This is a genomic window from Campylobacter sp. 10_1_50 (assembly GCF_000238755.1).
GTDB classification, from domain to species: Bacteria; Campylobacterota; Campylobacteria; order Campylobacterales; family Campylobacteraceae; genus Campylobacter_A; species Campylobacter_A concisus_R.
In genome coordinates this window covers 1-19,396 of record NZ_JH414891.1, presented here as the reverse complement: position 1 = coordinate 19,396, position 19,396 = coordinate 1, and the positions used below count along the sequence as shown (strand labels likewise).

Annotated in this window: 27 protein-coding genes, 1 rRNA gene and 2 pseudogenes; 22 read left to right on the top strand and 8 right to left on the bottom strand. The window is 38.9% G+C overall.

Features of this window, described 5'->3' with window-relative positions:
- Positions 1-382, top strand: a pseudogene (locus tag HMPREF1019_RS10220) (hypothetical protein); the annotation flags it as partial.
- 164 nt (positions 383-546) lie between these two features.
- Here the strand turns inward: HMPREF1019_RS10220 and HMPREF1019_RS10485 are convergent.
- Positions 547-1,044 carry a phage portal protein gene (locus tag HMPREF1019_RS10485; protein WP_009295544.1) on the bottom strand — a complete coding sequence of 166 codons (498 nt, stop codon included), beginning with the start codon at positions 1,042-1,044 and terminating at the stop codon, positions 547-549.
- Positions 1,045-1,118: 74 nt separating this feature from the next.
- The gene (locus HMPREF1019_RS10480; RefSeq protein ID WP_009295542.1) at positions 1,119-1,343 is read right to left on the bottom strand and encodes a hypothetical protein; all 225 of its coding nucleotides are present in this window, start codon (positions 1,341-1,343) and stop codon (positions 1,119-1,121) included.
- Positions 1,344-1,597: 254 nt separating this feature from the next.
- Between HMPREF1019_RS10480 and HMPREF1019_RS10475 the strand changes: the two genes are divergently transcribed.
- The 5 genes from HMPREF1019_RS10475 to HMPREF1019_RS09580 all read left to right on the top strand — a co-directional run bounded on the left by HMPREF1019_RS10475 (position 1,598) and on the right by HMPREF1019_RS09580 (position 3,709).
- Positions 1,598-1,807, top strand: coding sequence for a hypothetical protein (locus tag HMPREF1019_RS10475; RefSeq protein WP_009295541.1), 210 nt, complete (start codon positions 1,598-1,600; stop codon positions 1,805-1,807).
- Positions 1,776-2,360 (top strand): XkdF-like putative serine protease domain-containing protein, encoded by a 585-nt coding sequence (locus HMPREF1019_RS09595; RefSeq protein ID WP_009295540.1) that lies wholly within the window; start codon positions 1,776-1,778, stop codon positions 2,358-2,360. The genes HMPREF1019_RS10475 and HMPREF1019_RS09595 overlap by 32 nt, the downstream gene beginning before the upstream one ends.
- 146 nt (positions 2,361-2,506) lie before the next feature.
- Positions 2,507-3,253: a phage major capsid protein gene (locus tag HMPREF1019_RS09590; RefSeq protein WP_009295538.1), complete on the top strand. Its 747-nt coding sequence runs from the start codon at positions 2,507-2,509 to the stop codon at positions 3,251-3,253.
- 10 nt (positions 3,254-3,263) lie between these two features.
- A complete protein-coding gene (locus HMPREF1019_RS09585; protein WP_009295537.1) occupies positions 3,264-3,452 on the top strand; it encodes a hypothetical protein in 189 nt (62 codons plus the stop codon).
- On the top strand, positions 3,434-3,709 hold the full coding sequence (locus tag HMPREF1019_RS09580; protein WP_009295536.1) for a hypothetical protein: 276 nt from the start codon (positions 3,434-3,436) through the stop codon (positions 3,707-3,709). The genes HMPREF1019_RS09585 and HMPREF1019_RS09580 overlap by 19 nt, the downstream gene beginning before the upstream one ends.
- A 3-nt stretch (positions 3,710-3,712) precedes the next feature.
- Here HMPREF1019_RS09580 and HMPREF1019_RS09575 read toward each other — a convergent pair whose 3' ends face one another.
- Positions 3,713-3,901, bottom strand: coding sequence for a hypothetical protein (locus HMPREF1019_RS09575; protein WP_009295534.1), 189 nt, complete (start codon positions 3,899-3,901; stop codon positions 3,713-3,715).
- A gap of 423 nt (positions 3,902-4,324) precedes the next feature.
- On the opposite strand from HMPREF1019_RS09575, the gene HMPREF1019_RS09570 reads away from it, so the two are divergent.
- From HMPREF1019_RS09570 to HMPREF1019_RS09535, 10 genes and pseudogenes are all read left to right on the top strand, one after another.
- Positions 4,325-5,353 (top strand): hypothetical protein, encoded by a 1,029-nt coding sequence (locus HMPREF1019_RS09570; RefSeq protein WP_009295530.1) that lies wholly within the window; start codon positions 4,325-4,327, stop codon positions 5,351-5,353.
- Positions 5,354-5,474: 121 nt separating this feature from the next.
- Positions 5,475-5,885 carry a hypothetical protein gene (locus tag HMPREF1019_RS09565; RefSeq protein WP_009295528.1) on the top strand — a complete coding sequence of 137 codons (411 nt, stop codon included), beginning with the start codon at positions 5,475-5,477 and terminating at the stop codon, positions 5,883-5,885.
- Positions 5,885-6,580 (top strand): phage baseplate protein, encoded by a 696-nt coding sequence (locus HMPREF1019_RS09560; protein ID WP_009295526.1) that lies wholly within the window; start codon positions 5,885-5,887, stop codon positions 6,578-6,580. Before HMPREF1019_RS09565 ends, HMPREF1019_RS09560 begins: the two co-directional genes overlap by 1 nt.
- The gene (locus HMPREF1019_RS09555) at positions 6,577-6,927 is read left to right on the top strand and encodes a phage baseplate plug family protein (protein ID WP_009295524.1); all 351 of its coding nucleotides are present in this window, start codon (positions 6,577-6,579) and stop codon (positions 6,925-6,927) included. Before HMPREF1019_RS09560 ends, HMPREF1019_RS09555 begins: the two co-directional genes overlap by 4 nt.
- Before the next feature lie 94 nt (positions 6,928-7,021).
- Positions 7,022-7,852 carry a phage protein gene (locus tag HMPREF1019_RS09550; protein WP_009295523.1) on the top strand — a complete coding sequence of 277 codons (831 nt, stop codon included), beginning with the start codon at positions 7,022-7,024 and terminating at the stop codon, positions 7,850-7,852.
- Positions 7,849-8,142 carry a Gp138 family membrane-puncturing spike protein gene (locus HMPREF1019_RS09545; RefSeq protein ID WP_009295522.1) on the top strand — a complete coding sequence of 98 codons (294 nt, stop codon included), beginning with the start codon at positions 7,849-7,851 and terminating at the stop codon, positions 8,140-8,142. Before HMPREF1019_RS09550 ends, HMPREF1019_RS09545 begins: the two co-directional genes overlap by 4 nt.
- Before the next feature lie 44 nt (positions 8,143-8,186).
- Positions 8,187-8,312, top strand: a pseudogene (locus HMPREF1019_RS10055) (Cj0814 family flagellar-dependent secreted protein); the annotation flags it as partial.
- 263 nt (positions 8,313-8,575) lie between these two features.
- Complete coding sequence (locus HMPREF1019_RS10565) at positions 8,576-8,701, top strand: hypothetical protein (RefSeq protein WP_009295520.1); 126 nt, start codon at positions 8,576-8,578, stop codon at positions 8,699-8,701.
- Positions 8,702-8,712: 11 nt separating this feature from the next.
- On the top strand, positions 8,713-9,027 hold the full coding sequence (locus HMPREF1019_RS10215) for a hypothetical protein (RefSeq protein ID WP_009295519.1): 315 nt from the start codon (positions 8,713-8,715) through the stop codon (positions 9,025-9,027).
- Between the two features lie 104 nt (positions 9,028-9,131).
- Positions 9,132-9,947 (top strand): hypothetical protein, encoded by an 816-nt coding sequence (locus tag HMPREF1019_RS09535; RefSeq protein ID WP_009295518.1) that lies wholly within the window; start codon positions 9,132-9,134, stop codon positions 9,945-9,947.
- A gap of 35 nt (positions 9,948-9,982) precedes the next feature.
- Here HMPREF1019_RS09535 and HMPREF1019_RS09755 read toward each other — a convergent pair whose 3' ends face one another.
- From HMPREF1019_RS09755 to HMPREF1019_RS09510, 5 genes are read right to left on the bottom strand one after another with little or no spacing between them, the layout of a single operon-like run.
- Positions 9,983-11,026 carry a Cj0814 family flagellar-dependent secreted protein gene (locus tag HMPREF1019_RS09755; protein WP_009295517.1) on the bottom strand — a complete coding sequence of 348 codons (1,044 nt, stop codon included), beginning with the start codon at positions 11,024-11,026 and terminating at the stop codon, positions 9,983-9,985.
- Positions 11,027-11,084: 58 nt separating this feature from the next.
- Entirely contained in the window at positions 11,085-12,425 is a 1,341-nt protein-coding gene (radA, locus tag HMPREF1019_RS09525) for a DNA repair protein RadA (protein WP_009295516.1), read from the bottom strand.
- Positions 12,400-12,762, bottom strand: a complete 363-nt coding sequence (locus HMPREF1019_RS09520) for a VanZ family protein (RefSeq protein ID WP_009295515.1) — start codon at positions 12,760-12,762, stop codon at positions 12,400-12,402. Before HMPREF1019_RS09520 ends, radA begins: the two co-directional genes overlap by 26 nt.
- The gene (ftsY, locus tag HMPREF1019_RS09515; RefSeq protein ID WP_009295514.1) at positions 12,755-13,621 is read right to left on the bottom strand and encodes a signal recognition particle-docking protein FtsY; all 867 of its coding nucleotides are present in this window, start codon (positions 13,619-13,621) and stop codon (positions 12,755-12,757) included. Before ftsY ends, HMPREF1019_RS09520 begins: the two co-directional genes overlap by 8 nt.
- Positions 13,621-14,256 carry a TlpA family protein disulfide reductase gene (locus HMPREF1019_RS09510; RefSeq protein WP_009295513.1) on the bottom strand — a complete coding sequence of 212 codons (636 nt, stop codon included), beginning with the start codon at positions 14,254-14,256 and terminating at the stop codon, positions 13,621-13,623. Before HMPREF1019_RS09510 ends, ftsY begins: the two co-directional genes overlap by 1 nt.
- 49 nt (positions 14,257-14,305) lie before the next feature.
- On the opposite strand from HMPREF1019_RS09510, the gene HMPREF1019_RS09505 reads away from it, so the two are divergent.
- The 6 genes from HMPREF1019_RS09505 to HMPREF1019_RS09480 all read left to right on the top strand — a co-directional run.
- On the top strand, positions 14,306-14,950 hold the full coding sequence (locus HMPREF1019_RS09505) for a 5-formyltetrahydrofolate cyclo-ligase (RefSeq protein ID WP_009295512.1): 645 nt from the start codon (positions 14,306-14,308) through the stop codon (positions 14,948-14,950).
- Complete coding sequence (gene rny / locus HMPREF1019_RS09500; protein ID WP_034901872.1) at positions 14,871-16,424, top strand: ribonuclease Y; 1,554 nt, start codon at positions 14,871-14,873, stop codon at positions 16,422-16,424. Before HMPREF1019_RS09505 ends, rny begins: the two co-directional genes overlap by 80 nt.
- Positions 16,425-16,433: 9 nt before the next feature.
- Positions 16,434-17,030: a YSC84-related protein gene (locus tag HMPREF1019_RS09495; RefSeq protein ID WP_034901867.1), complete on the top strand. Its 597-nt coding sequence runs from the start codon at positions 16,434-16,436 to the stop codon at positions 17,028-17,030.
- Complete coding sequence (locus HMPREF1019_RS09490; protein ID WP_021085261.1) at positions 17,030-17,596, top strand: DedA family protein; 567 nt, start codon at positions 17,030-17,032, stop codon at positions 17,594-17,596. Before HMPREF1019_RS09495 ends, HMPREF1019_RS09490 begins: the two co-directional genes overlap by 1 nt.
- Positions 17,593-18,933, top strand: a complete 1,341-nt coding sequence (locus HMPREF1019_RS09485; RefSeq protein WP_009295508.1) for a DUF945 family protein — start codon at positions 17,593-17,595, stop codon at positions 18,931-18,933. The genes HMPREF1019_RS09490 and HMPREF1019_RS09485 overlap by 4 nt, the downstream gene beginning before the upstream one ends.
- A 255-nt stretch (positions 18,934-19,188) precedes the next feature.
- Positions 19,189-19,396: ribosomal RNA gene (locus HMPREF1019_RS09480) — 16S ribosomal RNA — on the top strand; the annotation flags it as partial.

The window sequence follows — 19,396 nt, the reverse complement described above, 5'->3', positions numbered from 1 at the left end:
CGGAGTAAGATTTAGAGCCGTCATCGGTCAGGCTAAAAGGGAGAGCGACGACCGCTCAATTACTTCGACCTTAAAGCCCACCGATGAAGCCACCAAAAGTGGGATAATCCCAAATAGCAGCCTTTACAGCTCTAACGACATTATAACCTTTTATTCTGATAGAAACTTAAAAGAGCCTATGAAGTTTGAAAACCCAAAGCTTAAGCTACTTGATACGATAGACAATAGTAGCGACAAAGTAGGCTTAGTTAAGAAAGTGCTACTAAATAAAGACATAAGCGACGGAGTAAAAGCTAAAGCAGTAAATAGGCTAACTAAAAATAAAATTAGTCAAGGTGCAAAAACTAGCTATATATCTACTAAAAACTCAGATAATAATTAAAAGCCCTATCTTTAGGGCTTACTCTCTTTTTCAAATCAAACAAAAAAATATTCTTTTTGCCAAAATTGGGTAGATTTGACACAGTGACAAATGATAAATTGCCATTAAATTGCATAAAAGGAGCAAAGAAATGGCAATAACTACAACTGGGTTTCAAGCCCCAGCTACAAGTCGTCTTTAAAGTTACTTACATCGATAGGCTTAAGCTTGATAGGATAGCCGATACTATCGAAAAACCACTCTATTTGCTCTTGTTTTGGGATGATCGTAAGCTCGTTAAAGCTGTGCAGCTGTCCAGTTACCTCTCCGCTGCCTCCAAGCTGTCCGGCGGTCATTACTCCGACCATTCTAGGCGGTACTCCGTGCGCGGCTATGATCTCGTCCCTATTTAGGTTTTTAAGCTTTTCAAAACTAATATCGCTTACCTTGCTTAGATCCTCGATACGCACTTTCGCATTCTCGCCGTTTGCGGTTAAAACCAAAGTTTTATGCGCATTGCCCGTCCCTTTAAAATTTGAGCCGAAAAATTCTTTAAAGGCATTAAGCTGCATCTCATCAGGCTCTGAATTTTCAAAGATTATGGCCGTATCGGCGCGAGCGGAGTTTTCAAAAAAAGCGTTATTAAAACTATCGGCTTTTTGATTGGTTAGAATTGAGAGCATGGCCGCTAAATAATCAGGCTCTCCGTAAAATCTAGAGTTTGGAGAATAATAATATAAGTGTTTTGCATTAAGTGCTATTGATTTATTGTTTTTACTTGAAATATTTCTTTGTTTTCGTTTACTCTAGCTTCGATAGAGGGAAGTATATAAAGGTTTTTACCCGCAATTTCAACAAAAGCATTTCCAAAAATTTCAAGATTTAATATAAACGCATATAAAAAATCTTTGGGCGTCATAGCACCGCCCTCAAGCTTCGAGCCATCTTCTATATTAGATAACAGTGATGCTTTTAATTGCACGGCTCGCCTGTGATACGTATTGGCGTAAAAAAGACCGAGTAGTCTATCAAAGCTAAAAAACGGCTCTATTAAGCCTTTTGAGTCTTTGCTTTCTTCAGTAAGCTGTGCGCTACCTTGCGCTGCTTTAAAAATTTTTAACCCAATTCTACGATAAAGATTTTTCGCTTTCTAGCAAGATAAGACGTATATGTCTTATCTGGGTTTTTTAAAATCTTATTTTTGGCAAAAATGGCGGAAAAAATAAGGAGTAAGTAATGGCTAGAGAGATAACCGATATGCAAATCAAGTTAATTTCACTGGTATCAGCAGGTGCTAACAATAAAAAAATTATCTACAAAAATGAGAATTTTAACGAGCTGCTAAGAGTAGATTTTAAAAAGAGCGATGTAGAACAAGGAGTTTGTTTATGGGATAGTTTATGCCCCGGACGAAGTGAATACGCAAGGAGATTTTGCAAATGCTGACAAAATCAAAAGGGCTGCTTATAACTTTATGAAGAGATCGGACCTTAGCTACTGTATAGATGTAAATCATAATTTTAATATCGCGGACGCCTATATATGCGAAAGCTGGATAGTAAAAAGCAAAGATGAATTCTTTAATGAAGAGGGAGCGTGGGCGGTAGGCATCAAAATAGAAGATGAGGAGCTGCGAGAGATGATAAAAAACGGAACGATAACTGGACTATCAATGTATGGCAGTGGAGTGATAAAGGGGAGCGAAAAAGAAGATGTCACAAAAGGCGGCGTGATAGCGGCGCTAAAAGAGTTTTTCGGCTCAAGCGAAAATTTTAAAAAAGAAAGTTCAAACAACAAAGGAGAAACGATGGATGAAAATAGAGTTGCCGAGCTTGCAAAAGCTGGCATTAGTGCAAATGACGCAAGGCTTGAAACACTTGAAAAATCGGTAAGTGAGCTAACCGCTAAACTTGACGCGATAACAAGCGAGTTAAGCAAATCAAAACAAGACGTAACAATCGAAAAAACGCAAAATCACGCAAGCAAAGGAATACTATAATGGACGGATTAAACGATATTTTAAAAGGCTCTATGAATGCCACTAACGTTACTCTCTCGGGCTCACTTACACCTGAGCAATCGCATAATTTTATAGACGTTATTAAGTAAAACAACGGCTTTTTGCAAAAAATCCATACTGAAAAAATGAGTCGACTTACTAAAGAGCTCGATGCATGGGACGTAGCAAAAGGAATTTTAGTGCGCGTAGCCAGTGGCGAAAAACCAAACGACTCACAAAGATCTGCTTTAAGCAAAGTAGGTGCAAAGCTAGATGCCAAAAGCGTTCAGTTATTCGCTCGCATCTTGCAAGACGCGTTAGAAGACAATAAGTCAAATCCTAATTTCGAAAAAGAAACGTTTGACGCATTTGCCAAGGCTTTCGGTAACGATTTGGCGCTTCTTGGATTTACCGGAGAGAGCGATACTTACGACGGAACTTTCAAAACGCTACATAAAGGCTGGCTACAAGTAGTCAAAGACTCTAGCGACGCAGTTAAATTAACCTATGCAGCATCAGAAAAGGTATCAAATAGACTGAGTGCATTAGTTGGGTCTATAGACCCGGACATCGTAAGTGAAGCTAGGATTTTGATAAACCCTTCCGACGTTCAGGAATACAATAAAGAGCTAAGCGCACTAAATTCGCCGCTTCATCTCGTTCAAGGCGGAGCCAACCAAATACTTGGCATTCCGTTTGAGATAACCCCTCTTATGCCAAAAGGCGTTTATCTAGCCACTCCGCTTAAAAACTTGGTTTTGGGAGTAGTTTTAGATATTCGCCGCAACCGCTGGTACGACGCCGAAGAGAGAGCCTTAAAATATGTATTCGACGTATTTACCGATTACGAAGTGGTCGTTAAAAAATGGGCTAGCCTTATGAGTAAGGCATAAAAGAGCGAGCATGATATACATAGCTAAAGGCAATATATGCGTAAAGGGAAATTTCGTTAAAGAGGGTGAGACAATCACCCTTAATCAAAATGAAGCTAAAAAGTATTTGGACGCCTCAATGATAGAGGTTTTTGAAGAAAATGACTCAAATACGCCGATGCATGATCAAGGCAACCCCGCATGCAAGGCAAGGGCGTAAATTTTAGAGGGGTTAAAATACCATTTTTTAGACTTCTTACCCGCTGGGGCAAAATCCTTAACGGGTATAACAGCCTACCTAAACAAGGCGTAAAAAGCGAGTTTGATATAGATTATTTGGTGTGGCTACCGATCATAAAAGGTTATGCCACGCTAAATGACCTACGCACTATTTACGACCTAGAGGACGCAATAGCAATGCACGAGGTTATTATCGAGCTACTAAACGAGGAGCGCCGAGCCTTAGAAAAACAATAAGGCTCACTCCTCTATTTTTTTACTTCTATTTTTTATTATTTCTATTTCGTCAAAAGTTAGATTACTCAAAAAATCAAGCAATTTAAAACGCCAGTTATCCTCCCCTGATTTAGCCCAGTCGTTTAATGTGGCATAAGGAATACCAAAAACCTCAACAAAATCTTTACGTTTAGGTGTTTTATTTTTTTGCATTTTCTAACTCTTTTATGCGTTTTGTTAGCTTGTGGTTACGCCACATCTCATAGATTAGAGCGATACAAACTACTAATTGAGCCACGTCAAAAACAACATCCATTTTAAGCTCCTTATAAAGTGTAGTGTCTTATAATCGAACTCAAGGGGGTGGCTCAAAGCCACCCTTTAAGGATTTCTATTATCGCTAGAAGTGCGGCTAACGCTTCTAGCAACTCTTTTAACCCTTTCAGAAATATTTTCATATTTCCTCCTTGAGTTCTTATTATCAAAAAGGCTTTTTATCCCTTTTGATAAGATAATTATATAATAATATCCCTTATTTTATGCTTAATAATTATGTATATCATAATTTTATCTAGCAAAACACAAGCCGAACCTATTATTAAAATTTATTCTAATATGCCCCTAAAAGGATATATAGTGCTATTAGATGAATTTCTCTACAAAATCGGATTTGATGTTGATAGTGGCAAGATAAAGCAGATAGAGCAAGGGCTAAAAAATATCTCTAGCCTAGCCAAACAAACAGTCCAACCCATAAGCGACGCAGTAAAAGCTGGGATGGAAAGAAATGCCGAGCTAATAGCAAAATTAGAACAAGCCAAAAATAAAGGCGTAGAGTGGTGTGAGGAAGCTAAAGGGCAAGCCGAGGAACTCACCGCTAGTTTTCACGAAGTGGCAGAAGCAGAGGAAAAGGTCGGCGAGAAAGCAAAAGAAGCAGCGAAAGAGACCAAAAAACTAACCGAGAAAAAGCCAGCTATTGGGCTAAAACAAGAGTTTGACGGGTTAAGAAACAAGTTTTTGCTAATAGGGGCGGCAGCAACGGCAGCTAGTGGACTAATAGCTAATTATTTAACTGTGCCTTTGCAAAATATCGAGGAGCTGGCAAAGAAAAAAGATAGACTATTTAATATCACACAAGCCGAAATAATTCAAGCAAAAGAGTATCAAGATCAACTACAAAAAACAAAAACGGCGGTGCAGTCAATAGTAACCCAAACAGCAATAAAATTGATCCCAGTCGTCAATCAAAGCCTAAAAGGTTTTAACAACTTCTTGAGAGCTAATAAGGCGCTGGTGGTCGAGGGGCTAACTAATGTCTTTAAATGGGTATTGAAGCTAGGGCAAGTTTTTACAAACACGTTTAGATTTTTAAATAAAGTAATAAGTAGTACGATAGGCTGGAAAGCGGCGTTATTAATTCTTGTAGGTGTTTTGGCGGTCGTTAAACGTGCAATGCTAGCGGCGTTTTTAACCAACCCTATCGGCTGGGTAATTATGCTAATAGGTGGTCTTATTTTACTAATCGACGATCTAATGACCTATTTAGACGGCGGTGAGAGCTTGCTAGGCGACTACTGGAAGCCGTTTATTGAATGGGGTAAAAAGCCATTACGGTATATAAAGAAATCGAACCAACAATTAAGCGAGTGTTTAGTGGGGCTGTAAAAATAATTATGGGGTTTGGGCAGTCAGTTATTGGCATTCTTACTTCAATAGGGGCTTTTTTACTGGCAGACTAGATATTATGAAAAAAGCTTTTAAATTTTGGTGCGATGGCGGACGAGAAATGATTGAGGGCGTCTGCAAAATGTTTGATACATCATGGAGCGAAGTTTGTGACAAGATAGAAAAAGTATTTTTTGGCTGGATAGATAGCATTGGGGCTGGCTTTAGAGAACTATACAATACTTATATTGCCCCAGTTATAAATGCGGTTAAAAACTTTGATATAGGGCAAACCGCTAGCGATATGTGGGAGGGAGCTAAAAGCTTTTTAGGCTTTGGTAACGATACGCCAAAAGCAGCGATAGCGACGCAATACGCAGATAATAATAGATCGGTGCAGTATAACGGCGGAACAGCTACAACAACTATTAACATAAACACAAATAACCCACAAATGGCTAACCAAATAATAAACAATAGGCAAAAAAGCGACCTAGCATTTACTCAAGCTAATTTAAGAGGTGGCTACTAATGATTGAAGTAACAAGCCGTAAGATAGGCACGTTTAGGCTAGACGCAACTGAGCAAGAAAACAATAAAAGCACACTACGCACTACTAAAAATCCGATAGAAAGCGGTGCAAATGTAGCAGATCATGCCGTGCTAGAGCCGAAAGAAATAACAATCAAGGGCAAAATAGTGGCTTATGAGCCGCCTAGCTTTACGCAATTTGACGAGATTATGCAAGTAGTCCGTTTTAACCTGCCATATATAAAAACCGCTCATCGCTTCACTCAAAAGGCATACAAACTCTACAACAATGTAAAGCATATAAAAAACGAGGTAATGCGATACGCTAGGATTTTTGGCGTTGATAAGAAAATACGCGAAATAGCACCATTTTTAACTGACGGAAAAGAGAATAAGGACAACAGCACCGCTAAAAATAGACTACAAAGCCTATATGAAAAGCTTTTGGAAGTGCAAAAGAGTGGCGAGTTTTTGATCGTAACAACTGGGTTAAAAACATATAGGAATATGCTAATTACGAGTATAGAAGTAACTACTGAAAGCGATCTATACGCTGACGTTACGCTCACGCTCGAGGAGGTTTTTATCGTTGAAACAAAAACGGCTAAAGGGCTAAACGTAGGTAAAAGAGGTGTAAATTTAGGCAAGACCGAGCCAAAACTAAAAAAATCAAGCCTTTTAAAGGATATATTTTGATTTACGAAATACCAACAACAAACGAGCTAAAACAAACGCAAAATTTTAATATATTTGGCATGGAGCTAGAGCTAACCCTTAAGTATAACGAGGTTGGTGCAGTTTGGCAATTTGATTTAACCGATCTAAATGCAAATAAAATTTTGGCTTTTAACAAGGGCTTAGCGGTTAATGCACCAAGTCTTATTAATAAGAACCTACCTTTTGTTTTTATGCTAGTTGATACCACAAAAAGCGGTGTTAATTGCGTAGATTTTAGCGAGCTAGGCGAACGCTTGAAGCTTTACGCCGTCGATAAAAAAGAGTTTAACGCGGCGATGAGCGAGATAGCAAAGGATAGGACGTGAGGCAATACGGCAGACGCTACCGCTTAGAAATAGGCAACAGCACGCAAAGCAAAGAGTTTAACGCGGCGATGAGCGAGATAGCAAAGGATAGGACGTGAGGCAATACGGCAGACGCTACCGCTTAGAAATAGGCAACAGCACGCAAAGCATAGTAATAGATAACCTCGCAATTAGCTTTAACATTGAAAAGACGATAAGCGAAGAGCCAAACACTAGCAAAATAGAAATTTACAACCTAAATGCCAACAACCGCAACCAAATAGCGAATAAGATTTTTAATCAAGTGAAATTATTTGCAGGCTACGACGAGCCAAGATTAATTTTTGCAGGACAAATAACGCAGGCTTACACTAGCCGTAATGATTTAGATTTTATAACACATATTGAGTGTGGTGACGGACAAAATGACTATTCAAAATCTAGGGTATACACGACGCTAAAAGCTGGTGTTAAAGATAGCGATGTAGTAAATATGTGCGTAAAGGCGATGTCAAGCTCAAAGCAAGGCGTGGTAGATTTGCCAAAAGATAAAGCTTTGCCAAGATGTAAAGTATTAAGTGGCGATATAAAGGATTATTTAAAACACGTAGCCAAAAACAACGACGCTAACTGGCATATATTAGATGGCAATTTAAATATTTTGCCAAAGGATAAAGTAATCAACGATAGCGAGGGCTTTGTTTTAAGTGAAAAAACTGGTTTGATTAATAGCCCAGAAAAGACTGATGACGGACTAAGGGTTACGTGCTTATTAAATCCAAAATTAAATATCGGCTCGCTCGTGCGAATACAATCAATTTTAAGCGAATATGATGGCGATTACAAAATAACCCAACTAACGCATAGTGGCGATTTTCTAAACGATACGTGGCAAACGGAATTAATCGCAATAAATGGAAAATTTCACAAAGTAGAGAAAAAATGAACGATCCAAATTTAACGCAAATTTTTGATAGCGGATTATTAAGCTTTGAGGCAGGGGTACATACGGCGCTACCTGCTAAGGTGCTTAAATTTAACGCAGGCGATAATACGGTGCAAGTCGAGCTAATGATAAACGAGCTAAAACGTGACGGCGTTAGTGTGCCATTACCGCCAATAGATGATGTGCCAGTGCAATTTTTTAGGGGTGGTGATGATACGGCAATAGGCGAGGCAATATTAAGAAAAAATAGGTGGCTGCGGCGTGCAAGCGTAAACAAAACTAGAAATTGAGTTTTTGGGTGCTAAGCGTGAGGTTAAATTTGACCGCACAAAGTATGGATAGCTTTTTAAAATTTAGCATGCCACCTTTAAATTTAGTAAAAGAGCTAAATGAAAATCCAGCTGGTAAATACCTAGTAGATATGCTTGGTATAAAGAAAGATGTTGATATAAAGGCATAGTAGTAGAAATTAGTTATCTTTTTTAAGTTTTCTCTATTTAAAAACAAATTTTTGCCGATTTCTTAAGTGATTTTTCTACTTTAAGCAAGAGAAAGCTTAAGACTATCGTTTTATATATGTAGAGATGTTGCAAAATAGGCGTTTGTTAAAAGTTGTATTGAAAAGTAAGATTTTCATAGGTAGGTTTTAAAAGATAATAATTGATATCAATTAAAACTAAATTAGTGCTATAATTCTTATAAAACTTTTTACAGGAGGAAGTTATGTTTAAAGTTCTTAAAATAGCCATGATTGGCGGAATTTTAGTTGTAGGTGCTAATGCTGAAGATTTTCTAGCAAAGGTTACAGCTGGTGCTTTGAGTGACATCTCTAGTAATGTTAAAAACTAGATGTTACAGATATGAGTGAGGTTAAAGGTGGGCTAGAGTTAGTAGGTCCTAAGAAGTTTTTATACAATGAGTCTGGAGCATATGCTAAATATGAGCTTGGTAAAGACGGAGATTATATAAAAATGCAGATAGAACAAAGGTTGGGCGCATACAATCTCCCTGAATACCACCTTGCACACACTGTCAAAAGAGAGATAAAATCTAGTCGTTATGGTAGATATCCTTTATTTACTTACAGCGCTGCAGCGTATAACAAACAGACTGGAGAGTATCATAAGATATCTAGCAGTTTTGTTCTAAATAACAATGCAGTTATTGACAGCTAAGAGATAATTTTAAAAGGCAAATGGAATCTGACCTAGGCGGTTGGTAAATTTTTAGTAGCCTACAAGTTATACTGTAGGCTACTTATACTTTAAAAGGAGTTAAAATGATAACTAGCATAAACGGACTTAGCAACACACCGATACAAGATAACACTATCCAAAAAGAAAATACAATAGAAAATGTAGCCAAAAAAGGCAAGCAAGACAAAAGCGTCAGCGAAGAGAAATTTGATTACTCAAAGTATATGTTTAGACCCTGGACTGATAATGTAAAAGAATTTATTGATATAGACCAAAGTAAAGAAGACTGGATAACAAAAACCATAGATAAAATAGATAGTATGTTATCAAACAAATATACCCCAGAAGAGCGAAGGGCTCTATACGGAAAATATCCAGAAACCATAGAAAAAGCGATAGATTGGGAACTTCAAGGCTATATGGATTTTCTGAGGGATAACTCTATAGACGGCAAACCAACAATAGAAGGTAAGATGATAGGTCTTGGCATAAAAGAAGAGGAGGCTGACCTAAGAGCATTTATGGATAGTATGTCTTCTCTTTATCCAAATAATAACAAGGAGTCGCTTAGTCTTTTAAGTAGAACCGACCTAAGTATAGATGAATTTAAAACACTATTTGCCAAAGCAAGAGAAAAAGCTACAAAGGATGTTGAGGAGCAAAGAAAGCAGATAATTAAAGAAGAACAAGAATACAATGCAAATTTTGCTAAAGAGCAAAGCGAGAAGAAATTTAAACCTATGCAGGTTAAGAAGAAGTATGAGACCTATGATATAAACAAGGATCAGAGATTTCTCTATGCAAGAGAGCTTTTAAATTTCAAAGAAAAAAGAGGCATAGACGTCTTGGAGCTTATGCAAAAGATAGATAAGAAGCAAATTTTAAATAAGATGGCTTGATCGGTTAAAGATAGCCACCTTTTAAATTTATCTATTTAGACTTTTGTCTCGTTTTGAAGCTTTGTGGCATGAGCTAGCACACTATCTACTATCTCACCAGCACTTTTGCCATCTTTTGAAGTGAGTAAATTTCTCTTTAGTAGCTCTTCTAAGATAAATTTGATCATCTTCTCATTTTTTAAAAGCCTTGAAAGAGGCACTATATCATCAGCTAGGCTTTGCTCATTCATTAGCTTTGAGTAAGAGCTTGCCTCCACACTAAGCTTTGTCTCGCCGCTATCACTAGCGATAGGGCTAAAGCTCTTTAAAAATCCCACAAATACACCAGCATTGCTATAAGTATCATCTACTTGATATACCGACATATCAGGGTTAAATGTATATTCGTCACTGGCTCTTGTGTCAAGATGCTCTTTGCTAAAATTTAGCTCATAGACCTCGTGGCTTACTCCAAAGCCTCTAAGCTCATCTCTAACACTCTTTGCATCGCTAACTTGATCAAATGTTTTATATACATTTGTAACAGATATTAGACTTACATCTTTTAAGAAATTTGCATTTTTGCCAAAGGTTTTTTGGTTGGTATCCATGCTAAAGCCTTTTGGTAAATTTGCTAGATCAGCCTCGCTATATCTATCTTTTTCATCCCCTACAATGCTTTTAAAAAGTTTATAGTAGTGCTTTGTGGTATCAGCTACGTCTATCTTTTCAAAGGCAGCCTTGCTTCTATCTTGTGTGAATAGATATGTTTTATTGTTGTATCTAACTATCTCATCAAGCGTGCTTTTATGGATTTTAAAGTCCTGTGGCAAACCTGCAGCTTTGTTAAAATCAGCTCCCATAAAGCCAGCCTTATCTACTGTGTAGCCATAAGCTTGAAGGTCATTAAAATTTAAAGAGACGAGGCTATTTTGTGAAGAAGTGGTATAAGTAAATTTGGCTGGCTCTTGGTTTGGTTCGCTAATCTTTTCTTTAGTCTTTTGGTTAAAAATATCACTAAAATTTGCAGATCTATCTTGTTTGTGTTGTTGCTTGGTGTATGAATTTACATTTGTGCTTAAGATGCTAATATCATTCATGGTTTGCCTCCTTGATATTATCTGTCAAAGAGCAAGCATGATTTGTTCCAGAGTAAATTTACATCCACTCAAGTACTTGCGTGATATCTTTGGCGTAAAAGCACTTTAAACCTTGCGTGTCAAGCGGTTTGTTTGGAATGATGGCGTTTTTAAATTTCTGCGTTTTTGCCTCTTTTAAGCGCTGATCGAGGTTGAAAATTTCTCTTATCTCGCCGTTTAGGCTTAGCTCGCCGATGAAGACGCTGTCCTTGCTGATAGGGCGGTTTTTGAAGCTGCTGATTATCGCTGCTATGACGGCTAGATCGGCCGCAGTCTCGCTTATCTTAACGCCACCTGAAACATTTATGAAGACGTCGTAGTGCCCAAGTGGAATTTCAAGCTTTCGCTCAAGTAGGGCTAGCAGCATATCTAGGCGGTTTCTCTCAAAGCCAGTCGAGCTTCGCTTTGGATAGGCGCTTTCGCAAACAAGTGCTTGAATTTCGATGCTAAGCGCCCTTGAGCCTTCCATTATGATAGTGATCGCGCTGCCACTCATCGCCCCACCGCGTGTGAAAAATTTACTAGAAACCTCATTTGCGCTCACAAGTCCGTGCTGGCTCATCTCAAATATACCAACCTCGCTCGTCGAGCCAAAGCGGTTTTTAAACCCACGCAAAATCCTCAGCTCTCTGCTCGCGTCGCCCTCAAAATAAAGCACCACATCGACCATGTGTTCAAGCACTCTAGGACCTGCGATCGAACCCTCTTTGGTTATGTGTCCGATGATGAAAACGCAGATGTTTTGGCTCTTTGCAAGCCTCATCAGTTCAAATGTGATCTCACGAACCTGCGTGATCGAGCCTGGCGCGGAGGTTATATTTTGGCTATAAAGCGTTTGAATGGAGTCAATGACTAGCACCTTGTAGTCGCTCTTTTGCACCTCTAGCAGGATATCTTCTAGGCAAATTTCAGTTAGCAAGTATAAATTTTTATCCACAGCATTTAGCCTGTCAGCTCTCATTTTTATCTGGCTTTGGCTCTCTTCGCCGCTTACATAGAGCGTTTTTTTGCCGTCCTTTGCTAAATTTGAGCCGATTTTTAGAAGCAGGGTTGATTTGCCGATGCCTGGGCTACCGCCTATAAGCACAAGCGAACCCTCGACCACGCCACCACCAAGAACAAGGTCTAGCTCGCTATCTTTGGTGCTAAATCTCGTGAAATTTTGAATTTCAACTTCGTCGATGCTTATGGCTTTGCTGGGTGTGCCACTACTTTTTGCTATCTCTTTACTTATCTTTATCTCTTGCTGGCTAAGCTCGACAAAGCTATCCCAAGCCCCACATTGTGGGCATTTGCCCAGCCACTTTGTCTGTTGACTACCGCAGGCTTGACACTCAAAAACTGGCTTTGCTTTTGCCATAATATATCCTTTTTAAAATTTCAACTACTATCACTCCAAAGACCGCTCCGATCATGTCAGCTACGATGTCAAGCAGGCTAAAGCTCCTGTTTGGTAAAAATGCCTGAACGAGCTCTATTTGCATGCCAAAGGCTAAAAGTAGGGCTAAATTTTTAAAAATTTTAAACTCATAGCCAAGGTAGAGCAGTATATAAAGGACGAAAAAAGCTAAAAAATGGTTTGCTTTGTCCCACGAATTTTCGATGATCGCAGGACTTTTTGGGGTAAATGCAAGAATATCAATCGCCAAAAGAGCAGCGAAAAAGCAAATTTTACTAAGAAATTTTACCCTACTCAAAAATGGCGTCCATCAGCTCGTCTAAAAACTCGTCTGGGTTAAATTTGATGATATCGTCCATGCTTTCGCCAACGCCTATATAAAATATAGGTAGCTCAAGCTCTCTTGCCACGCCAAATAGCGCTCCGCCCTTTGCAGTGCCATCAAGCTTTGTGATGATGACACCATCAAGCGAGACGATCTCGTTAAATGCCTTTGCCTGCGCGACGCCAGCATTGCCCTGCGTGCCATCAAGGATGAGGATCTTGCGGTGAGGCGCCTTTTCGTAGGCTTTTTTGCTGATACGAACGATCTTATCAAGCTCGTTTGCTAAATTTGTCTGGTTTTGAAGCCTGCCAGCCGTGTCTAAGATGACGCGGTCGATGCCTTTTGCAAGAGCCGAGCTAATCGTGTCGTAGGCAACAGCTGAAGGATCATGTCCTTGCTGAGTGGCGACTATTGGCACACTTAGTCTGATTGACCACTGGCGAAGCTGCTCGATCGCTCCAGCTCTAAATGTATCACAAGCGCCTAAGATGACGCTTTTGCCGTTATTTTTATATAAATTTGCTAGCTTTGCGATAGTTGTCGTCTTGCCAGCGCCATTTACGCCAAGGATAAGATCGACAAATGGCTTGTCAGGCTCGATCACGCGCTCCTTTTCGTAGATAAAATAGCTACTCATAACGCGTCTAAGATCAGCTCTGCTCACTTCATCTTGCGGCGGCAAGTAGTATAAAATCTCCTCCACGATCTCGTAAGCCACGTCAGCCTCTAGTAAAATTTCTTCTAAGCTCTCTTTGTTGATCTTTTTTGACTTTTTAGCCGAGCTTATCGCCCCAAAGGTCTTTTCAAAGCCTCTTTTTAAAAACTCAAGCATTATTTTATGGCCCTATTTATGTCAGTTTCAAGCATCTCTTCAGGCACAAGACCGATGTAGCCTTGAGCGTAGTCGCCATTTGCTTTAAAGAGTGCAGATGCAGGGAGTCCTTTGATGCCGCCCATCGCCTTTTCAAATAAGAAATTTCCCTCGCCAACTGCGATGTCGTATTTGATCTTATATTTTTGAGCAAATTCTTTAACCTCGTCCTCGCTCTTGTCTTCAAGCAAGACAGCAACGATGTTTAGCTCGTTTTTAAATTTCTCACTTAGGTTGTTTAAAGATGGGATCTCGGCTTTGCAAGGTGGGCACCAAGTGGCGAAAAATACATAAAGTGTCGCTTTTTTCCCATCTTTTACGTCAAAGCCGTTGCTTCTTTTTGTGATCTGCATAGTTGTGCCGTTAAGCAGTTTTAGGCTTATATCTTTTACTTCGTCACTTTGTGTGCTCTCGCTTATCTTTGGTGTGAGCGTATCTTTGCTTAAATTTTCATCTTTGCTGGCATTTTCTTCTAAATTTTTACTTTGCACAGCTGGCTCGCTAGTGTTTTGCTCGCTCTTTTTGTTAGAGTCGTCGCCGCATCCGAAAAATGCAAAAAGACAAAGTGATGTTATAATTGCGCGTTTTAGTGTCATAAATTTCCTTTTGAAAAATGTTTCAGGATTATACAAGAAAGAGCATAAAATGAGCGTTAATTTAGAAAAAAATGAATTTAGAAAAAATGCAAGAGCAAATTTGATAAAGCTCACTAAATTTAGAGCAAAATGCACGCATTATAAGGCGATAAAAACACTTTTAAATTTGATAAATTATACAAATTCTAAAAAGGTACTCTTTTACCTGCCGCTTAACTACGAAGTCGATGTGCTTAAAATAAGACGAAATTTATCACATAAATGTGAAATTTTTGCCCCTTTTATGGTAGGTCTTAGCTTAGAGATGGTAAGATTGCGACTGCCATTTCTAACTTATAAATTTAATGTCAGACAGCCATCTGGCAAAAAAATGAATAATGTTAAACTCGATATGGCGGTAGTTCCAGCGATTGGGGTTGATGGAGCTATGGCAAGGATAGGGCACGGAAAAGGATTTTACGATAGATTTTTTGACACTTTGCCCGTTAAGCCAAAACTGATAGTTTTCTTAGAGGTAAAAAACTTCTACACCAAAGATGTGCTCTCGCTGGCGCACGATGCGGTGGGAGACTTTTATATAACCCCAAGCAAAAATTATATAAAAAGAGGAATAAATGATAGAGGTTTTAATAGGCTTAGGAGCCGGTGTGGTGGGCGTTGGAGCAGGGTATCTCTACGCCAAAAAGATAAATGATGCAAACTACAACATATTTTTAGAGCAGGCAAAAGCTAAAGCAAAAGCCATCGAGTATGAAGCTGAGCTAACGCTTAAAAACTCTAAAATTTCAGTGCAAGAGGCTGAATTTGAGGCTAAAAAAAGATACGATGACAAGACGACAAAGCTTCAAAAAGAGTATGCAAGTAAATTTGATGAGCTGACCAAAAAAGAGAAAATTTTGCTAAATGAGCAAGAGCTTTTAAATGAGAGCAAAGAGCTTTTTGAAAAAGATAAGCAAGATGCGAAGGTCACTTACGAAGAGGGTTTAAATTTAAAAGCGACTTATCAAAACAAAGTAGAAGAGGCGATAAGAGTGCTTGAGCACGCTGCTGGTTTAACGGAGGAAGAGGCAAAAGAGGTCGTGCTTAAAAAGGTCGAAGAGAAGTCTCGCGCCGACATCGCTCACATCGTTAGAAAGTACGAAGAAGAGGCAAAAAGAGAGGCTAAAAAGAGGGTTAATTATATCTTGGCGCAGGCTACGTCAAGATTTGCTGGAGAATTTGCAGCTGAGCGTCTAATAAACGTCGTAAATATCAAAAACGATGAGCTAAAAGGCAGGATCATCGGCAAAGAGGGACGTAACATCAAAACCCTTGAAATGGTGCTTGGCGTTGATATCATCATCGACGACACACCGCATGCTATCATCTTAAGCAGCTTTAATCTTTATAGACGTGCGATCGCAACAAGAGTGATCGAGCTTTTGGTGGAGGACGGCAGAATTCAGCCAGCAAGGATAGAGGATCTTCATAAAAAAGTGACTGAAGAATTTGAACAAAGCATACAAGAAGAGGGCGAGAATATCGTCATGGATCTTGGCCTAAATAAAATTCATCCAGAGATAGTAAAACTAATAGGCAAGCTTAAATTTAGAGCAAGCTATGGTCAAAATGCCCTTGCTCACAGCCTTGAAGTAGCTCATCTTGCTGGCATCATCGCAGCTGAGTGTGGCGGAGATGAGAAGCTAGCAAAAAGAGCTGGCATACTTCACGATATCGGCAAAGCGCTAACTCACGAGTACGAGGGCAGCCACGTCGATCTTGGAGCTGAAATTTGCAAACGCTATAAAGAGCATCCAGTTGTCATCAACGCGATCTATGCTCACCATGGCCACGAAGAGGCTACAAGTATCGAAAGTGCTGCTGTTTGCGCAGCTGACGCACTAAGCGCAGCTCGTCCAGGAGCAAGACGTGAGGTGCTTGAGAGCTTCTTAAAACGTGTCGAAGAGATCGAAAACATCGCAAAAAGCAAAGAGGGCATCAAACAAGCTTATGCGATCAATGCTGGCCGTGAGATCCGCGTCATCGCAAATGCTAAACTCATAAATGACGATGAGGCGGTGCTTGTGGCAAAAGAGATAGCTCAAGAGATCGAGAGCAAAGTGCAGTATCCTGGTGAGATAAAAGTAAGCGTCATCAGAGAGACTCGCGCTGTTGATTTTGCGAAATAACGGCAAGATATGAAATTTCTTTTATCATTAATAATGTTTTTCTCGCTTGGCTTTGCTAGCGAGGAGCTCGTGCTAGACTCGGCAAATTCGTTTATAACGACGATGAGAGGCGCTAGAAATGCTCCTATAAAAGAGCTCATCGAGCAGTCAAAAGCGACGATCATCTTTCCAAGTGTAAAAAAAGTCGGTTTTGTGGTCGGTGGCATGGGCGGAGATGGCATCATGGTCGTTGGCAACATCAACTCGCCAAGTGAAATTTTGCCAGTTAGTATAAGTGGCGGCAGCATCGGCATACAGCTTGGCTATGAAGATAGCTCGCTTGTGCTATTTATATTTAAAGATAGCATCATCTACGACATAAAAGATGCCAAGATCACGCTTGATACGAAGCTTTCAGTAGCATTTGGCGATATCGGGCGCAGTTATAATAAAGTAAGCGATTTTAAATTTTCAAGCGACATCTATGCATACGCTGCAAATGATGGATTTTTCGCTGGGGCTAGCTTTGGCGGAGCAGTGATTAGTGCAAAGGATGAAATTTTAAAACAAAGTGGCTACGCATACGAGCAACTAATATCTTCTGCTTCTAAGCTTTTGGGGCAATGATGCAAGATATTATAAACTCAATCTCAACTTACGGCTACATCGTGCTGTTTTTTTACAGTCTTGGTGGCGGCATGGTAGCACTTATCGCTGCTGGGATATTAAGCTTTGCTGGTAAGATGGACATCACTCTTAGCATAATCGTCGCTGCCGTGGCAAACACGATCGGCGATACTTTGATCTTTTACGTCGCAAGGTTTAATAAAAGCTCGCTTATGCCTTATGTGAAAAATCACAAAAGAAAGCTTGCTTACGCTGGAATTTTGGCAAAAAAGCATGGCGATAAGATAATATTTATCAAAAAATTTATCTACGGCGTCAAAACTTTGGTGCCTATCGCACTTGGGCTTACAAAATACTCTTTTTATAAATTTAGCGTTATAAATTTGATCTCTTCAGTGCTTTGGGCGGTGATCGTCGGTCTTGCTAGCTATAAAGCAGGGGATTATTTTATGAGTGTGAGCAATTATCTTGGCGAGCATGGCTATATCATGCCACTTGCCATGGTAGGCTTGTTATTAGGTATCTGGTTGTTTTTACAACACATTACAAAAAGGAGAAAAGCATGAAAAAGGTGATATCTGCTCTAATCGTAGTTATCGTGATCGTCGCAGGCGCTGTTTATTTCGCCTCAAACAAGGTCGAGGAGAACTATCAAAGGATAGTTTATAGACTAAATGATGTAAATGGCTTTAAAGTTTCAGAAAACAGCTATCAAAAAGGCTTTTTTGGCTCAAAAGGATCGTTTGATCTTATCGTTTCAAAGGATCTTTTGAAAAATTTAGCCGGAAAAGATGTAGATGAGGATCTAAATTTCAAGGTAGAAAATGAAATTTCTCACTCAGTGCTTGCATTTGTAAATGGCTTTGATATCGACTCAAAAATTTCTATACAAAATGAGGCGATAAAAAATATCGTAGCTTCATTTCTTGGATCAAACGTCGTCGCAACGGCTAAAACAAAAGCTAGCGTGAGTGGCGATAAAGATGTAAATGTTAAATTTAGCGATATCGACTTTAGTGACAAGCAAACTATGAACGTTCATACAAAGGATGTGAAATTTGGCTTGAAACTGGACGCAAAAGATAATGTAAATAGCGCAAACTTGGGTCTTGAGAAAGTCGCATTAAAAGATATTAACGAAGAAAATAAAGCAGAAGTTAATCTTGAAGGCGTCGATATAGATACAAGCTACACTGTGCCAGTTGAAATTTCAAAGATATTTGAGAGCAAACTAGCTCCTTACGTAGCAAAAGCTAAGATCAAAAAATTAGCATTATTAGATGAAAAAGATGGTAATGTTGCTTTAGACGATCTTGAGTATAGCTCTAAATTTGAAGTCTCAAATGATCTTGGTAGCTCAAATGACGTGGTGAAGATAGGTGCAGTTGCTGTTAATAAAGTGAAATTTACAGATTTTATCTTAGATAGCAAAATAGCAAATATCAACGTGCCAACTATAAATAATATACTTGATAGACTAAGTAATGTAAATGTTGATACAAATGAGAGTATCTTTGCTGGGTTAAATTTGGACGAAGTAATGGGTCAAATTTTAGAGAAAAATCCAAGTGTGAAAGTGGATACATTAAGCTTTAAAAATGGCGATAATGCGATAAATTTAAAATTAGACGCTGCCATTAATGGCTTTAAAAGTGGAGAAAGTCAGCTTGCGATCTTTGATAAGCTATCACTTAACGGTGAGCTAAGCGCGGATGAGACTTTGGCTAAATTTTTTGATACGCTCTTCCCTGAGATGACTCTTATCGAGCCAACTCTTATATCTGCTGGATATTTAAAAGAAGATGGCAAAAAAGTAGTAAGTAAATTTAAGTACGATCCAAATAAAAAAGATATTATTTTTAATGAAAAGGTTGGACTTCAAAATTTCTTTATGGGCTTTTAAAAAATTAGCCTAATTTTTATCTACTTTTAAGCATCACTTCTATATACTTCACTTTCTGTTTTGCAGAACGCAGAGCAGAAAGTTCTTTTAACTTACAATTGTTAAACTATTAGTCAATCTTTGAAATCTAAACAAGTGATCGATTGAGCCAGTCTATTATGATTAAATAATAGATTAGACAAACTAATATAAAAACTAAAAGTTTTTTTGATTAAAAACTTCATAATAAAAATCCTATCTATTAGATAGGTAATTAATATGGAGAGTTTGATCCTGGCTCAGAGTGAACGCTGGCGGCGTGCCTAATACATGCAAGTCGAACGGACGAGTAAGAGCTTGCTCTTATGAGTTAGTGGCGCACGGGTGAGTAATGTATAGCTAATCTGCCCTACACTAGAGGACAACAGTTGGAAACGACTGCTAATACTCTATACACCTCTCTAGCATAAGTTAGATAGGGAAA

Excerpts from the sequence above, each read along its gene's own strand:
- HMPREF1019_RS10485 (WP_009295544.1), bottom strand. The coding sequence starts at position 1,044 with ATGCTCTCAATTCTAACCAATCAAAAAGCCGATAGTTTTAATAACGCT.
- HMPREF1019_RS10475 (WP_009295541.1), top strand. The coding sequence starts at position 1,598 with ATGGCTAGAGAGATAACCGATATGCAAATCAAGTTAATTTCACTGGTA.
- HMPREF1019_RS09590 (WP_009295538.1), top strand. The coding sequence starts at position 2,507 with ATGAGTCGACTTACTAAAGAGCTCGATGCATGGGACGTAGCAAAAGGA.
- HMPREF1019_RS09585 (WP_009295537.1), top strand. The coding sequence starts at position 3,264 with ATGATATACATAGCTAAAGGCAATATATGCGTAAAGGGAAATTTCGTT.
- HMPREF1019_RS09580 (WP_009295536.1), top strand. The coding sequence starts at position 3,434 with ATGCAAGGCAAGGGCGTAAATTTTAGAGGGGTTAAAATACCATTTTTT.
- HMPREF1019_RS09575 (WP_009295534.1), bottom strand. The coding sequence starts at position 3,901 with ATGCAAAAAAATAAAACACCTAAACGTAAAGATTTTGTTGAGGTTTTT.
- HMPREF1019_RS09565 (WP_009295528.1), top strand. The coding sequence starts at position 5,475 with ATGATTGAGGGCGTCTGCAAAATGTTTGATACATCATGGAGCGAAGTT.
- HMPREF1019_RS09560 (WP_009295526.1), top strand. The coding sequence starts at position 5,885 with ATGATTGAAGTAACAAGCCGTAAGATAGGCACGTTTAGGCTAGACGCA.
- HMPREF1019_RS09545 (WP_009295522.1), top strand. The coding sequence starts at position 7,849 with ATGAACGATCCAAATTTAACGCAAATTTTTGATAGCGGATTATTAAGC.
- HMPREF1019_RS10565 (WP_009295520.1), top strand. The coding sequence starts at position 8,576 with ATGTTTAAAGTTCTTAAAATAGCCATGATTGGCGGAATTTTAGTTGTA.
- HMPREF1019_RS10215 (WP_009295519.1), top strand. The coding sequence starts at position 8,713 with ATGAGTGAGGTTAAAGGTGGGCTAGAGTTAGTAGGTCCTAAGAAGTTT.
- HMPREF1019_RS09535 (WP_009295518.1), top strand. The coding sequence starts at position 9,132 with ATGATAACTAGCATAAACGGACTTAGCAACACACCGATACAAGATAAC.
- HMPREF1019_RS09755 (WP_009295517.1), bottom strand. The coding sequence starts at position 11,026 with ATGAATGATATTAGCATCTTAAGCACAAATGTAAATTCATACACCAAG.
- radA (WP_009295516.1), bottom strand. The coding sequence starts at position 12,425 with ATGGCAAAAGCAAAGCCAGTTTTTGAGTGTCAAGCCTGCGGTAGTCAA.
- ftsY (WP_009295514.1), bottom strand. The coding sequence starts at position 13,621 with ATGCTTGAGTTTTTAAAAAGAGGCTTTGAAAAGACCTTTGGGGCGATA.
- HMPREF1019_RS09510 (WP_009295513.1), bottom strand. The coding sequence starts at position 14,256 with ATGACACTAAAACGCGCAATTATAACATCACTTTGTCTTTTTGCATTT.
- HMPREF1019_RS09505 (WP_009295512.1), top strand. The coding sequence starts at position 14,306 with ATGAGCGTTAATTTAGAAAAAAATGAATTTAGAAAAAATGCAAGAGCA.
- rny (WP_034901872.1), top strand. The coding sequence starts at position 14,871 with ATGATAGAGGTTTTAATAGGCTTAGGAGCCGGTGTGGTGGGCGTTGGA.
- HMPREF1019_RS09495 (WP_034901867.1), top strand. The coding sequence starts at position 16,434 with ATGAAATTTCTTTTATCATTAATAATGTTTTTCTCGCTTGGCTTTGCT.
- HMPREF1019_RS09490 (WP_021085261.1), top strand. The coding sequence starts at position 17,030 with ATGCAAGATATTATAAACTCAATCTCAACTTACGGCTACATCGTGCTG.
- HMPREF1019_RS09485 (WP_009295508.1), top strand. The coding sequence starts at position 17,593 with ATGAAAAAGGTGATATCTGCTCTAATCGTAGTTATCGTGATCGTCGCA.